The organism is Streptomyces sp. NRRL S-1813, assembly GCF_000719605.1.
GTDB classification, from domain to species: Bacteria; Actinomycetota; Actinomycetes; order Streptomycetales; family Streptomycetaceae; genus Streptomyces; species Streptomyces decoyicus.
Genome location: NZ_JOHB01000001.1, coordinates 408945 through 422193, shown reverse-complemented (window position 1 = coordinate 422193; position 13249 = coordinate 408945). Strand labels below are relative to the sequence as shown.

At 69.7% G+C, this 13249-nt stretch carries 12 protein-coding genes; 9 read left to right on the top strand and 3 right to left on the bottom strand.

The annotated features are described in order from the left end of the window. Window positions 1-190 precede the first annotated feature (190 nt). Both IF67_RS0101980 and IF67_RS0101975 read left to right on the top strand, forming a co-directional pair. Window positions 191-379 (top strand): hypothetical protein, encoded by a 189-nt coding sequence (locus IF67_RS0101980; RefSeq protein ID WP_030981443.1) that lies wholly within the window; start codon window positions 191-193, stop codon window positions 377-379. A gap of 201 nt (window positions 380-580) precedes the next feature. Then, window positions 581-1141 (top strand): DinB family protein, encoded by a 561-nt coding sequence (locus IF67_RS0101975; RefSeq protein ID WP_078889223.1) that lies wholly within the window; start codon window positions 581-583, stop codon window positions 1139-1141. Window positions 1142-1339: 198 nt separating this feature from the next. Here IF67_RS0101975 and IF67_RS0101970 read toward each other — a convergent pair whose 3' ends face one another. Then, a complete protein-coding gene (locus IF67_RS0101970; RefSeq protein ID WP_030981440.1) occupies window positions 1340-1540 on the bottom strand; it encodes a hypothetical protein in 201 nt (66 codons plus the stop codon). Next, entirely contained in the window at window positions 1537-1710 is a 174-nt protein-coding gene (locus IF67_RS43565) for a hypothetical protein (RefSeq protein WP_158713028.1), read from the bottom strand. Before IF67_RS43565 ends, IF67_RS0101970 begins: the two co-directional genes overlap by 4 nt. A gap of 266 nt (window positions 1711-1976) precedes the next feature. Here IF67_RS43565 and IF67_RS0101960 point away from each other — a divergent pair, with 266 nt between their 5' ends. From IF67_RS0101960 to IF67_RS0101935, 7 genes are all read left to right on the top strand, one after another. Beyond that, complete coding sequence (locus IF67_RS0101960) at window positions 1977-2828, top strand: helix-turn-helix domain-containing protein (protein WP_030981438.1); 852 nt, start codon at window positions 1977-1979, stop codon at window positions 2826-2828. Then, window positions 2807-3022: a DUF397 domain-containing protein gene (locus IF67_RS41045; protein ID WP_078889222.1), complete on the top strand. Its 216-nt coding sequence runs from the start codon at window positions 2807-2809 to the stop codon at window positions 3020-3022. Before IF67_RS0101960 ends, IF67_RS41045 begins: the two co-directional genes overlap by 22 nt. Window positions 3023-3073: 51 nt before the next feature. Beyond that, complete coding sequence (locus IF67_RS0101955) at window positions 3074-4486, top strand: class II fumarate hydratase (protein ID WP_030981437.1); 1413 nt, start codon at window positions 3074-3076, stop codon at window positions 4484-4486. A gap of 147 nt (window positions 4487-4633) precedes the next feature. After that, complete coding sequence (locus IF67_RS0101950; RefSeq protein WP_078889221.1) at window positions 4634-5377, top strand: DUF402 domain-containing protein; 744 nt, start codon at window positions 4634-4636, stop codon at window positions 5375-5377. Window positions 5378-5588: 211 nt separating this feature from the next. Continuing rightward, the gene (locus IF67_RS0101945) at window positions 5589-6272 is read left to right on the top strand and encodes a class I SAM-dependent DNA methyltransferase (protein WP_030981435.1); all 684 of its coding nucleotides are present in this window, start codon (window positions 5589-5591) and stop codon (window positions 6270-6272) included. A gap of 525 nt (window positions 6273-6797) precedes the next feature. Continuing rightward, window positions 6798-8957 carry a SpoIIE family protein phosphatase gene (locus IF67_RS0101940; RefSeq protein ID WP_420708598.1) on the top strand — a complete coding sequence of 720 codons (2160 nt, stop codon included), beginning with the start codon at window positions 6798-6800 and terminating at the stop codon, window positions 8955-8957. 181 nt (window positions 8958-9138) lie between these two features. Next, complete coding sequence (locus IF67_RS0101935; protein WP_030981433.1) at window positions 9139-10602, top strand: catalase; 1464 nt, start codon at window positions 9139-9141, stop codon at window positions 10600-10602. A gap of 90 nt (window positions 10603-10692) precedes the next feature. Here the strand turns inward: IF67_RS0101935 and IF67_RS0101930 are convergent, their stop codons facing one another. After that, entirely contained in the window at window positions 10693-12969 is a 2277-nt protein-coding gene (locus tag IF67_RS0101930) for a transglycosylase domain-containing protein (protein ID WP_030981432.1), read from the bottom strand. Between the last annotated feature and the right edge of the window lie 280 nt (window positions 12970-13249).

The following is a 13249-nucleotide window of genomic DNA, read 5'->3' as shown; positions in this document are numbered from 1 at the left end:
CAGAGACAGCGGGCAACTTTTCAGCGGTGGCGGACTGCAATGTCGAGCTCCGGAATCACCCCCACCGCAGGGCAAGTGACCTGAAACTCCTATGACTTCCGCTGCGGAAGCCCCTGAGGTCCATGGGTCATGTCATCGACGGTATGGCGGTGTGACCTCTCACGAAAACACGAAAAGAGGAGGTTGGCAGATGAATGTTGCGACTGTCGATACGTACGGGAATCGCACGCCCGACGCCGAGGGATGGCGCGGAGTCCCCTTCCGGCACCCCAGCGAGCTGACGGATACCGCCCATGCCGACGGCGGGAAGCACGACGCCGGGCCCATGCCCCCGGAGGCGCCCCGCGACCCCGCACCGCAGGGCGGCGACGGTAACTAGAGGGGAACACAGAAATCCCCCTGTCCAGGAGGGGTACGGGGAAATGCGTCCGCGACCGGCCGAGCGGCACCTTTCGGCCCGTCCGCGACTCAATACCAAGCCCCGCGCCTTCCTCAACGGTCGGAGCGACCGTGCGCACCCCGTCGTCCGTACCCGAAACTCGCTGGCGGGCTTGTGTCCGCGCGGTCGAATATGGGCCGCATGAGTGACCAACCCGCACGATGGAGTCAGGCAAGCGTCTACCCCGATATGTGGGCCGACCCGGACGACGACCCCCGCAACAGCGACGGTGTCAGTCCGGACGGCGAGCTTGCGACGCTTCAGGACTTCCTGACGAACTACCGCATGACCCTGCGGATGAAGTGCGAGGGCCTGGACGCGGAGCAACTGGCGCGTCGGTCGGTTCCGCCGTCGACGATGTCACTGCTCGGCCTGCTCCGGCACCTCGCCGAGGTGGAGCGGGACTGGCGCAACTGGATCAGCGACGGCGAACCGCTGCCGAAGCTGTACGGCGAGCGTGACGCGGACTTCAACGGCGCTGTCGGCGAGCAGGCCGAGGTCGACGCCGCGTACTCCGATCTGGCGCGCGAGCAGGCCGCGACCGACGCCGCGCTGGCCGAGCACCCGGATCTGAGCGAGCGTCTGGGGAAGGACGGGTTCGCCGTCCGGGAGCTGCTGGTGCACCGGGTCGAGGAGTACGCCCGTCACTGCGGGCAGGCCGATCTGTTGCGCGAGTGCATCGATGGAAGGGTGGGGCAGTAGCGGGGGCCGGGGGCTGAGTCCGTCGCCGGAGGCGCAGGCGCAGGCAGGATTGCGGTGCGCCCGCTGAACATCCGCCTGCCGACTCGCCACCGAGCCGGGGTGCCCTACTCCCTCGGCCCCAGGCCGTCACTCCCTGGCGGCCCTCTCCGAACGCTCGGAGAGGGCCCACCTCACCGCCAGGGCTTGTGCGGGGTGGCGCTAGCGCCCGCGATGACGGGGGCAGGCGCACGGTGGCCAGGACTGGCTGAGCCCGTACACGTCGAGCGGCTCACCGGCCACGACATGCACCGGCGCCCGCTCCTGCGTGACCACGCCGTCGCGGCTCGCGGTGTAGACCCGCAGGGTCATCAGGGACTGCCGGGGCGGTGGGCCCGACGGTGTGCGGTCGTCGGCGTTCACCAGACCACCTCAGCGGGCTTCGGCTGCCGTTCGTACGCGGCGTAGTAGGGGCGGACGAGGGGTGACGCGTCGCCGTCGAGCGGTCGTTCGACGGGTCGGTCTCCGCCGCGGGCCGCGCGGGGGAGCCGGGGCGGGCTCCACGGCAGCACGAGGACCGTACGGACGGTCACGGGGCGGCCACACGCGGAGGGGGCGGGCGCCCGGTGCCGGCCCGGTGCTCGCGGGATGAGTAAAGCCCGCACCCACGCGAGGCAACGGGCAATAGGTTGAAGCATGTTGACGCTCCTGAGATTGCTCAGCGTTGGCCATGCCCCGGGGCCGTTCGCGCGACCGCCGGGGTAATTACCTTCTGTGTCCTCATGGTTGCTCTGCGCTGGCTACGCTCAACAGAGGGTTGTTGTCCCAGATCACGTTCGGGACAGGGAGGGATAGGCCTATGACCTTCGAAGCGCGAGAACTTTCACCAGACCGCTCGGTGCGCGACCTCTTCGGCGCTGAGTTGCGCCGCCACCGGGAGCAGGCAGGCATGTCACTACGACGACTCTCCGAGGTGGTGAACTACAGCAAGTCCCAACTGGCCCGGATCGAGGCCGCCGAGTCGCTGCCGTACGACGATCTGCCGACGAAGCTGGACGCATGCTTTGGCACGGGCGAGCTCTTCGCTCGCTTGCACACCCTCGCGAAGAGGGAACCGTTCCCCGGCAAATACCGCCGCGTCATCAGCGAGATCGAGAGTAGGGCCGCGGTCATCGAGGAGTACGCGAGCGCCACGATTCCTGGTCTCCTCCAGACTCGGGAACTTGCGGAAAAGTCACTGCGATGCCGTAACCCCTACGCCTCGGATGCCGAGGTCGCGAGCTTGGTACGGGCCCGGATCGATCGACAGGCCCTGCTGGACAAGCCCAAGCCACCGCGATGCTGGTTCATCCTCGACGAGGCAGTGTTACGGCGCCCGGTCGGTGAACCCGAGGTGATGCGCCAACAGATGTCCGCCCTGGTCGAGGCGGGTATGAGACCACATCTCACCATTCAGTTACTGCCGTTCGCGGCTGGTGGGCACGCAGAGGCAGGCAGCTCGCTCATGCTCTACACCCTGCCGCACCAACCGTTGACGGCCTATGAAGAAGGCAGCCACTCCGGGACAATTATCGAAAACCAGAGCGACGTCGCCGTCCGCCGTGAGAACTACGATCTGCTCAGGGCCATGGCCCTCTCGCCCCGCGACTCCGAGGCGATGATCCGAGTGGCAATGGAGGACTGGACGCCATGCGAGCCGCCCCTGACCTGAGTACTGCCGTCTGGCGCAAGAGCAGTTACAGCAACAACGAAGGTGGCGTGTGCGTCGAGGTCGCCGACGAGATACCCGGCCTCGTCCCCGTCCGTGATTCCCAACGCCCCCACGGCCCCGCCCTCCTCATCCCCCACCACGCCTGGGCCGCGTTCATAGCAGGGCTGAAGGGTGAGTGCCCCGCAGCCAGGTGACTTACGGGTGTGCCCGGGAACAGATCGCCGTTCCCGGGCACTGACATAGGTATGAGTGACAACAGCGCATTCGGCGACTCCCACGGCTTTCGGACCGAGCACGACTCCATGGGGGAGGTGCAGGTGCCCGCGCATGCCAAATGGCGGGCGCAGACGCAGCGTGCGGTGGAGAACTTCCCGGTCTCCGGGCAGCGGCTGGAGCGGGCGCACATCGAGGCGCTGGCCCGCATCAAGGGGGCGGCCGCCATGGTCAACGGGGAGCTGGGGGTGTTGGACAAGGGCATCGCGGAGGCCGTCCAGGAGGCCGCCGCCGCGGTGGCGGAGGGACAGTGGGACGACCACTTCCCCATCGACGTGTTCCAGACCGGGTCCGGGACATCGTCGAACATGAACACCAACGAGGTCATCGCGACGCTGGCGAGCGAGCGGCTGGGGCGGGCGGTCCACCCGAACGACCACGTCAATGCCAGTCAGTCGTCCAATGATGTCTTCCCGTCCTCGATTCATATCGCGGCGGCCTCGGCCGTCCTCAACGATCTGATTCCGGCGCTGGAACATCTCGCGGAGTCGCTGGAGCGGAAGGCGGAGGAGTTCGCCGAGGTCGTGAAGTCGGGGCGGACGCATCTGATGGATGCGACGCCGGTGACGCTGGGGCAGGAGTTCGGCGGCTATGCCGCCCAGGTGCGGTACGGCGTCGAGCGGCTGCGGGCCTCGCTGCCGCGGCTGGCGGAACTGCCGCTGGGCGGTACGGCGGTGGGGACGGGGATCAACACGCCGCCCGGGTTCTCGGCCGCGGTGATTGCCGAAGTGGCGCGGGCGACGGGGCTGCCGCTGACGGAGGCGCGGAATCACTTCGAGGCGCAGGGGGCGCGCGACGGGATCGTCGAGACCAGCGGGCAGTTGCGGACGATCGGGGTCGGGCTGACGAAGATCGCCAACGATCTGCGGTGGATGGCGTCGGGGCCGCGGACCGGGCTCGCGGAGATCGCGCTGCCGGATCTTCAGCCGGGCTCGTCGATCATGCCGGGGAAGGTCAACCCGGTGATCCCGGAGGCGGTGCTGATGGTCGCGGCGCAGGTCACCGGCAATGACGCGACGGTGGCGGCGGCCGGGGCGGCGGGCAACTTCGAGCTGAATGTGATGCTGCCGGTGATCGGGAAGAACGTGCTGGAGTCGGTGCGGCTGCTGGCCAATGTCTCCCGGCTGCTGGCGGACCGTACGGTCGACGGGATCACCGCGAACGTGGAACGGGCCCGTGAGTACGCCGAGTCGTCGCCGTCGGTCGTCACTCCGCTCAACAAGTACCTCGGCTACGAGGAGGCCGCGAAGGTCGCCAAGAGGTCCGTCGCCGAGCGGAAGACGATCCGTGAGGTGGTCCTCGAAGGCGGCTATGTCGAGCGGGGGCTGCTGAGCGAGGAGCAGTTGGACGAGGCGCTGGACGTACTGCGGATGACGCACCCCTGAGCCGGGCCCGCCCTCCGTCCCCCGTCCCGCACGCGGAGGTTCCTGTTGCGGCGCGGGTTCCGGGGGGCGGCCCGCATTATCATGCCCGTAACGCCCGGTGCGGCTCATGTCACGGCGCGCTTCATGCCACGCCTCTAAGATCTGCGCATGACAGCGGACATGGTGGACACGACGGAAGGCGAGACAGCCGGCGGACGCGGGACGGCCGGTGCGAAGGGGGCGGCGGACCGCGCGGCGGGAGGGACGCGCTGGGCGCCGGGGGACCACATCCTGTGGCGTTATCGCGACAACGCCGACGCCGCGCGGTTCCACATCTGCCGTCCGATGACCGTGGTCCAGGACACCGACGAGCTGCTCGCGGTGTGGATGGCGCCGGGCACCCCCTGCATCAAGCCGGTGCTCGCCGACGGCACGCCGGTGCACCGCGAGCCGCTGTCCACCCGCTACACCAAACCCCGCCGGACCGCCCACGACGAGTGGTTCGGCACCGGCGTGCTGAAGCTGGCCCGGCCCGGTGACCCGTGGTCGGTGTGGCTGTTCTGGGAGCGTGGCTGGCAGTTCAAGAACTGGTACGTCAATCTGGAGGAGCCGCGCCGCCGTTGGGCGGGCGGTATTGACTCCGAGGACCACTTTCTCGACATCTGTGTCTATCCGGACCGGCACTGGGAGTGGCGGGACGAGGACGAGTTCGCGCAGGCGCAGCGGGACGGGCTGATGACGGACGCACGGGCCGCCGAGGTCAGATCGGCGGGGCGGGCCGCGATCGCACAGATCACGGCCTGGCGCGAGCCGTACGCCGAGGGCTGGGAGGACTGGCGGCCCGATCCGGCCTGGGAAGTCCCCGGGCTCCCGGACGACTGGGACCGCGCACCGGAACGTTTGCGGTCGTGAGGGAGCGAAGCGACTTCACGCGACGGAAGGGGGTGAACCGTGGAAAGCTGCGCCTATGGGCAAAGCTGTTTCCCGCGGGGCGAGGAGCGGGGCCGAGCCCCCTTGCTGCGCCCCGGGTCTTCAAACGTAGGATCGTCCTCCGCAAGACTGCACAGGCGCAACTCCAGAACGGGAAAACGAACTTGACCGCGGTCGCAGGAGGGGCGAGGTCGTGAGTGCAACTCACTACGACGGATACGAGGGGCTGAACCGGTTAGCACTGGACCGGGCCGGCCAGGCCGAGGCGTTCGACGCGATCGGTGACCGGTACGACGACGCCTTTCCGCACAAGGAGGGCCAGCTCGCCTCGGGCGCCTGGCTGGCCGGAACCCTGCCCGCAGGCTCACGCATCCTGGATCTCGGATGCGGTACGGGCCTGCCGACCGCCCGTCAGCTCGCGGACGCCGGACACCGCGTCGTGGGTATCGACCTCTCCCCCTCGATGGTCGAACTGGCCCGGGAGAACGCCCCGGACGCCGCCTTCCACCGGCTGGACATCGCAGATCTGCGCGGCGGCCGGCTCGGCGGCCCCGGCTCCTTCGACGGTATCGCCGCTTATTTCTCGCTTCTGATGCTGCCCCGGGCGGAAATCCCTTACGCACTGGGCATGCTGCATGATCTGCTACGACCCGAGGGGCTGTTGGCCCTGTCCATGGTCGAGGCGGATGTGGACGACTTCACCATTCCGTTCCTGGGCAACTCGATCCGGGTATCGGGTTACCTGCGGGACGACCTGCGCCGGGTCGTGCACGACGCGGGTTTCGACGTCGTCGGGGAGGACGCCTACGCATACGCCCCGGCGAGTACGGACGTACCACCCGAGATCCAGCTCTTTCTGCACCTGCGACGCGCCTGAGACGCAGCGCGTTGGGCGCGTCCCGCACGGGCGGCGCGCTCGGAACGTGGCACGTCGGGCGCACAGCCCCGGACGGATGGAATCCCACGCGTGACGGAGCACCCCACCTCCCACGAATCGCGGCGGTCGGCCTCGACCGCCGCGGACTCGGCGTCCCCTGCTCGGGGGCCGGCCGGGACGGCGTCGTACGGCGCGGTCCCCGACCCGCGCAGCGCCCACCAGCAGCCCGCCACGGCCGGGTTCGCTCCGGTGCCGGGCACCGGGTTCGCGGTGCGCGGCGGTGACGACATAGGCCTTGCCGGTGTCGCCGTCACGGCCTCGGCCGGTGCACCGGCCGGCCACCACGACGACGAGCCGGCCGCGGATCACGGCGCGGCGCGGCGGGACCCGTCGGCGGACGCGGACGGTACCGCCGCGGGCCACACCGACGGGCGCACCAGCGATCACAGCGCCGCGCACAGCGGCGGTCATGCCGCCGCACGGGACGCTTCGGCCCCGTACGGCGACGCGTACGGGGAGGTGGCCATGCCTGCGGGAGGACGGCCGGGCGGGGCGGCGGATGCGGGGCGGGAAACGGCTCGCGCCGGACGGCGGATGGCGCAGGGCGCGGTGGGCCGCGCCGAGGCGCCGGAGCCGGGCGAGGAGCCGCATCACGGGCAGCGCCCGCACCATGGCGGCGAGGGCATCGGGCGGCCGCGGGAAGGCGGCACTCCGGGCGGCTCCGGACGGTCGCGGCCGCGGGGCGGCGAGCCGGGCGGAACGGTGCCGGAGCAGCCGTCGGCGCCGCACGGCGGGCGGTCCGCGGGCCCGGACGACCACCGGAGCGAGGCGGCGCGGCCGACGGCCGGGGAGGCCATGGCGGACCGGCTGACCGGGCAGACCGGACCGCCGCAGGGCCCGCCGCCCGTTCCCCCGGCCCGCTCGGCGCATCCGGGCGAGAGCAGTGAGGTGGCCGCGGCCCGGCAGGCGGGCGGCGACCGGCTGCGCTTCATCGGGGCGGCGACCCGGCGGATCGCCCGCGGGATCGACCTCGACGAGATCGTGCTCGGGCTGTGCCGGGCGACGGTGCCGACGTTCGCCGACGCCATCCTCGTCTATCTGCGGGATCCGCTGCCGGTGGGCGACGAGCGCCCGACCGGCCCGGTGGTGCTGCGGCTGCGCCGTACCGACCGTATTCCGGAGGAGCCGGACACCAACGGCGCCCGGCTGCCGGTGCTGCCCGCGCAGCCCGATCTGGGTCCGGCGATGGGCGGCAGCGCGGCGGAGCTGGCCGAGGTGGAGCCCGGCGGCCCGCTGGCCGAGGTGCTGCGGGGCGTACGGCCGCTGTTCGGCGAGGCGCAGGCGGCGCGGACGGCGCTGCCGGAGCTGCTGGGTCCCGACCCGCGGCTGCCCAGCGGCCACCGGGTGATCCTGGCGCCGCTGCGCGGCCGCCGGCGGGTGATCGGTGCGGCGGTGTTCCTGCGCCGCCCGGACCGGCCGGCGTTCGAGCCGGACGATCTGCTGGTGGCGGCGCAGCTGGCGACGCACACCGCGCTGGGCGTGGACAAGGCGGTGCTCTACGGCCGCGAGGCGTACATCGCCGACGCGCTCCAGCGCACGATGCTGCCGGACTCGCTGCCGCAGCCGACCGGGGTCCGGCTGGCCAGCCGCTATCTGCCGGCCGCCGAGACGGCACGGGTGGGCGGCGACTGGTACGACGCGATCCCGCTGCCGGGCAGCCGGGTGGCGCTGGTCGTCGGCGATGTCATGGGCCACTCGATGACCTCTGCCGCGATCATGGGCCAGTTGCGTACGACCGCGCAGACGCTGGCGGGGCTGGACCTGCCGCCGCAGGAGGTGCTGCACCACCTCGACGAGCAGGCGCAGCGGCTGGGCACGGACCGGATGGCGACCTGCATGTATGCGGTGTACGACCCGGTGGCGCACCGGATCACCATCGCCAACGCGGGGCATCCGCCGCCGGTGATGCTGCACCGCGGCGGGCGCGCCGAGGTGCTGCGGGTCCCGTCGGGCGCGCCGATCGGCGTCGGCGGGGTGGACTTCGAGGCGGTGGAGCTGGACGCCCCCGCGGGCGCCACGCTGGTCCTCTATACGGACGGTCTGGTCGAGTCGCGCATCCGGGACGTGTGGACCGGTATCGAGCAGCTGCGGGAGCGGCTGGCGGAGACGGCCCGGCTGACGGGTCCCAACCCACCGCCGCTGGAGCCGATGTGCGACGAGGTGCTGGACATTCTGGGCCCCGGCGACCGCGATGACGACATCGCGCTGCTGGCGGCCCGGTTCGACGGGATCGCGCCTAGCGATGTCGCGTACTGGTATCTGGACCCGAAGGCGCAGACGGCGGGGCAGGCCCGGCGGCTGGCCCGGCGGGCGCTGGCACGCTGGGGTCTGGAGGAGCTGACCGACCAGCTGGAGCTGCTGGTCAGCGAGGTGGTGACGAATGCGGTGCGGTATGCGGAGCGGCCGATCACGCTGCGGTTGCTGCGGACGGACGTACTGCGCTGCGAGGTCGGCGACGATGTCCCGCAGCTGCCGCGGCTGCGCCAGGCCCGGCCGTCGGACGAGGGCGGGCGGGGGCTCTACCTGGTCAACCGGATGGCGAGGCGCTGGGGCGCGACCCGTCTGAGCATGGGAAAGGTCGTCTGGTTCGAGCTGTCGATGCCTCCGGGGGCCCAGCGCCCCTGACTCCGGGCGGCGCACGGCGCCCTGTCCCACATATTGGACCCCGTCTGAGACCGGACGGGGTCCAACTTTTACCGACGTGCCGTCGGGGTAGTTGACTGCTTGGGTGGACGTAAGGGACTGACCGCCCAATTCGGGACTGACCGACCCCTACTCCCCGTCGTCGAACAGGAGGCATTCCTCCATGACCAGCAGCGCGCAGAACGTCCCGCGCACGACGAACAACGCCGGCATTCCGGTGGAGAGCGACGAGCACTCACTCACTGTGAGTCCGGACGGCCCCATCCTGCTCCAGGACCACTACCTCATCGAGAAGATGGCCCAGTTCAACCGCGAACGGGTCCCCGAGCGGGTGGTGCACGCCAAGGGCGCCGGCGCCTACGGTTTCTTCCAAGTCACCAATGACGTCAGTCAGTTCACGAAGGCGGATCTCTTCCAGCCGGGCAGGACCACCGAGATGCTGGCCCGCTTCTCGACCGTCGCGGGTGAGCAGGGCTCCCCCGACACCTGGCGCGACCCCCGTGGCTTCGCCCTGAAGTTCTACACCGAGGACGGCAACTACGACCTGGTGGGGAACAACACCCCGGTCTTCTTCGTCCGGGACACAATCAAGTTCCAGGACTTCATCCGTTCGCAGAAGCGCCGCCCGGACAACGGGATGCGCGACAACGACATGCAGTGGGACTTCTGGACGCTGTCGCCGGAGTCCGCCCACCAGGTCACATGGCTGATGGGCGACCGCGGCATTCCCAAGAGCTACCGCCACATGAACGGCTACGGCTCGCACACCTATATGTGGGTCAACGCCGGCGGCGAGAAGTTCTGGATCAAGTACCACTTCAAGACCGACCAGGGCATCGACTTCCTCACCCAGGAGGACGCGGACCGGATCGCCGGCGAGGACGGCGACTGTCACCGCCGCGATCTGTTCGAGGCCATCGACGGCGGCAATGCCCCGTCGTGGACGCTGTATGTGCAGGTCATGCCGTTCGCGGACGCCCCGGACTACCGGTTCAACCCGTTCGATCTGACCAAGGTGTGGCCGCACGGCGACTACCCGCTGATCGAGGTCGGGCGGATGACGCTCAACAAGAACCCCGAGGACTACTTCATCCACATCGAGCAGGCGGCGTTCGAACCGTCCAACATGGTGCCGGGCGTCGGCCCGTCGCCGGACAAGATGCTGCTGGGCCGGCTGTTCTCCTACGCGGACACCCACCGCTACCGCATCGGCCCCAACTACGCCCAGCTGCCGCCCAACCGGCCGCACGTACCCGCCCACTCGTACGCGAAGGACGGACCGATGCGGTACGAGCCGTCCCGCGCGGCCCGGCCCTACGCGCCGAACAGCTACGGCGGCCCAGCGGCGGACACCCTGCGCTACGGGGAGCCCGCGGGCTGGGAGACCGGCGGCGCGATGGTCCGCGAGGCCTACACGCTGCGCCGCGACGACGACGACTTCGGCCAGCCGGGCACGATGGTCCGCCAGGTCCTCGACGACGCGGCCCGCGACCGGCTGGTGGGCAACGTGTCCGGCCATCTGCTGAACGGCGTCAGCCGTCCGGTGCTCGACCGCGCGCTCCAGTACTGGCGCAACATCGACAAGAACGTGGGCGACCGGATCGCCCACAAGGTGAACGGCGGCTGAGGCGCCACCGCCCCGGCACAGCAGCCCCGTGACAGCAACGGCCCCCGCCGGTGAGGCGGGGGCCGCGCTGCTGTGACGTCGGGACCGGGGTCAGTTGAAGCCGGTCAGGCTGTCGGCTTCGTCTCCGCCGGGGCCGTTCCCGTTGCCGCCCGTCGGGTTGCCGTCCCCGCCGGCACCGCCGCCGCCGTCCACCCCGCCGTCCGGCGAGCCGGAGCCGGACGGGATGGGCGGGCTCGGGCGTCCGCTCTGGGACGGCGAGGCAGGCCCGCTCGGCTTCGACGGGCTCGGCGAGGGCGAATCGCTCGGCTTCTTGGACGGGCTCGGGCTGGTCGACGGCGTGTCGCTCGGCGTCGGGGTGGGGGTCGGGGGGATCGCGGCACCCAGGTTGGTGTCCAGCTCGAAGTCCGCGCCGGTGTTGTCGCCCAGCGCCGCCTCGGTGTAGTCCGCCCACACCCGGGCCGGGTAGCCGCCGCCGTTGACCCGGCTGCCGCCGCCGGTGCCCTTGAGGGTGACCTGCCGGCCGCCCTGGGGGGACTCGCCGAACATGCCGACGGCGGTGACCAGCTTGGGCGTGTAGCCCACGAACCAGGCCGACTTGTCGTCGTCGGAGGTACCGGTCTTGCCGGCCGCCTTGTAGGCGGTGTTCTTCACGGCCTCCGAGGCGGTGCCGTCGTTGACCACACCCGTCAGTACGGAGGTGACGGTGTCGGCGGTCTTGGGGCTGAGCACCTGGTCGCCGATCGGGTCCTTCAGCGGGACCTTCGTCTCGACGCCGTTGACGCTGTGCGTGGCCTTGGTGACCATGGTCGGGGTGACCTTTTTGCCATGGTTGTCCAGGGTGGCGTAGGCGCCTGCCATCTGGAGCGGGCTGGCGCCCATGGTGCCCAGGGTCATGGCGGGCTTGACGTCCATCTTGTCGTCCATGCCCAGGCTGACCGCGGTCTCCTTGACCTTGTCCAGGCCCGCGTCCGCGCCCATCTGCGCGAAGACCGCGTTGACGGAGTTGTTGGTCGCCGTCTGGACGCTGATCTTCCCGTACTCGCGCTCGTCCTCGTTGGGCGGCGCGAAGGCGATGTTGCCGCCGACGACCGGACGGCGGTTACGGCCGTCGTAGATCGTGTTCGGGTTGATCGGGAGGCCGTCCCGGGTGACCGCGTTGTTCTCCATCGCCGACGCCAGGATCAGCGGCTTGAAGGTGGAGGCGGCCTGGTAGTCGGTGCGGGTGGCGTTGTTCCGGTAGTGCTTCGGCGGGCCCTCGCCGCCGTACATCGCCACGATGTGGCCGTTCTTGGGGTCCACCGAGGTGGCACCGAGCTGGGCGTCCCCGTCGACCTTGCGCTTCTTGGAGTCGAGGTCGTCGAGGAGCTTGCGCTTGACCGACTTCTCCAGCGCCTGCTGCTTGTTCTTGTCGATGCCGAGGGTGACCGTCCAGCCGCCGGCCGCGAACTGCTTCTCGTCGACGCCCTGCGCGAAGAGCTCCTGCTTGGCCTGCTCGATGAGGTAGCTGTTCTGACCGCTCACACCGGGCGGCGGCTTGGGGTCGTTCGGCTTCTGGAAGGTCTGCTTGCGCCGCTCCTCCGCGGGCAGCCACTTCATCTCGACCATGTTGTCGAGGGTGTAGGCCCAGCGCTCCTTGACCCGCTTCCGGCCGGACGGGGTCGCGCTGGTCCAGTCGTACTGGCTCGGCGCCTGGAGCAGCGAGGCCAGGTAGGCGCCCTGCGAGACGGTGAGCTTCTCGACGTCCACGCCGTAGTAGGCCTGTGCGGCTGCCTGGATGCCGTAGGCGCCGCGGCCGTAGTAGCTGGTGTTGATGTAGCCGGCGAGGATGTCGTCCTTGCCGAACTTGTTGTCCACCTTGAGCGAGATGACGATCTCCTGGAGCTTGCGGGAAACCGTCTGCTCCTGGCTCAGGTAGTAGTTCTTGACGTACTGCTGGGTGATCGTCGAACCACCCTGCTTGCCGCGGCCCATCACCGTGTTGAGGATGCCGCGCGCGGTACCCATGAGGTCGACGCCGGAGTCGTGATAGAAGTTCTTGTTCTCGGCGGCGACGAAGGTGCGCTGGACGTCCTTGGGTATGCGGCTGAGCGGGACGTTCTCGCGGTTGCGCAGACCGGTACGCGCCATGACCTTGCCATTGGCGTACTTGTAGACGTTGCTCTGGAGCTTGGCTTCGTTGTTCCCCTTGGGGATGTCCACGTACAGATACAGGCCGATGAAGCCGAGGATGCCCAGCAGGCACACCCCGAGGAAGGCTCCGAGGAGCTTCTTCCAGGTGAAGAACCGGCGTATGCCGGACTTCTTGTCCTTCGGTTTGGCCCGGCGGGCGCTTCCCTGTCGCGCCCGTCTCGCGTCCGCTCGGCCCATCGCTTCAGCAACTCCAGTCGTTCCGCCCCCAGCTAATTCAGCTGTTGAAGCTAACACCGCATCTGTCAACAAATACTCATCGATCAAGGCTTTTCCCAACGTGACAAACAGCACCCGGCTGGGCGGAACCAAGGGGTGGGTTTTGCGCGTCGCCGTCGCCTCACCTGGGATCTTGTCGCCGGACATCCCTGATACGAGCACTGGACACCCCGCCGCAGCGGGCTTAAAGTGATATCAGTTTGCTAGACCAGAGACATCACCCATTGCGGCCGACATCACG

Excerpts from the sequence above, each read along its gene's own strand:
- IF67_RS0101980 (WP_030981443.1), top strand. The coding sequence starts at position 191 with ATGAATGTTGCGACTGTCGATACGTACGGGAATCGCACGCCCGACGCC.
- IF67_RS0101975 (WP_078889223.1), top strand. The coding sequence starts at position 581 with ATGAGTGACCAACCCGCACGATGGAGTCAGGCAAGCGTCTACCCCGAT.
- IF67_RS0101960 (WP_030981438.1), top strand. The coding sequence starts at position 1,977 with ATGACCTTCGAAGCGCGAGAACTTTCACCAGACCGCTCGGTGCGCGAC.
- IF67_RS41045 (WP_078889222.1), top strand. The coding sequence starts at position 2,807 with ATGCGAGCCGCCCCTGACCTGAGTACTGCCGTCTGGCGCAAGAGCAGT.
- IF67_RS0101955 (WP_030981437.1), top strand. The coding sequence starts at position 3,074 with ATGAGTGACAACAGCGCATTCGGCGACTCCCACGGCTTTCGGACCGAG.
- IF67_RS0101950 (WP_078889221.1), top strand. The coding sequence starts at position 4,634 with ATGACAGCGGACATGGTGGACACGACGGAAGGCGAGACAGCCGGCGGA.
- IF67_RS0101940 (WP_420708598.1), top strand. The coding sequence starts at position 6,798 with ATGCCTGCGGGAGGACGGCCGGGCGGGGCGGCGGATGCGGGGCGGGAA.
- IF67_RS0101935 (WP_030981433.1), top strand. The coding sequence starts at position 9,139 with ATGACCAGCAGCGCGCAGAACGTCCCGCGCACGACGAACAACGCCGGC.
- IF67_RS0101930 (WP_030981432.1), bottom strand. The coding sequence starts at position 12,969 with ATGGGCCGAGCGGACGCGAGACGGGCGCGACAGGGAAGCGCCCGCCGG.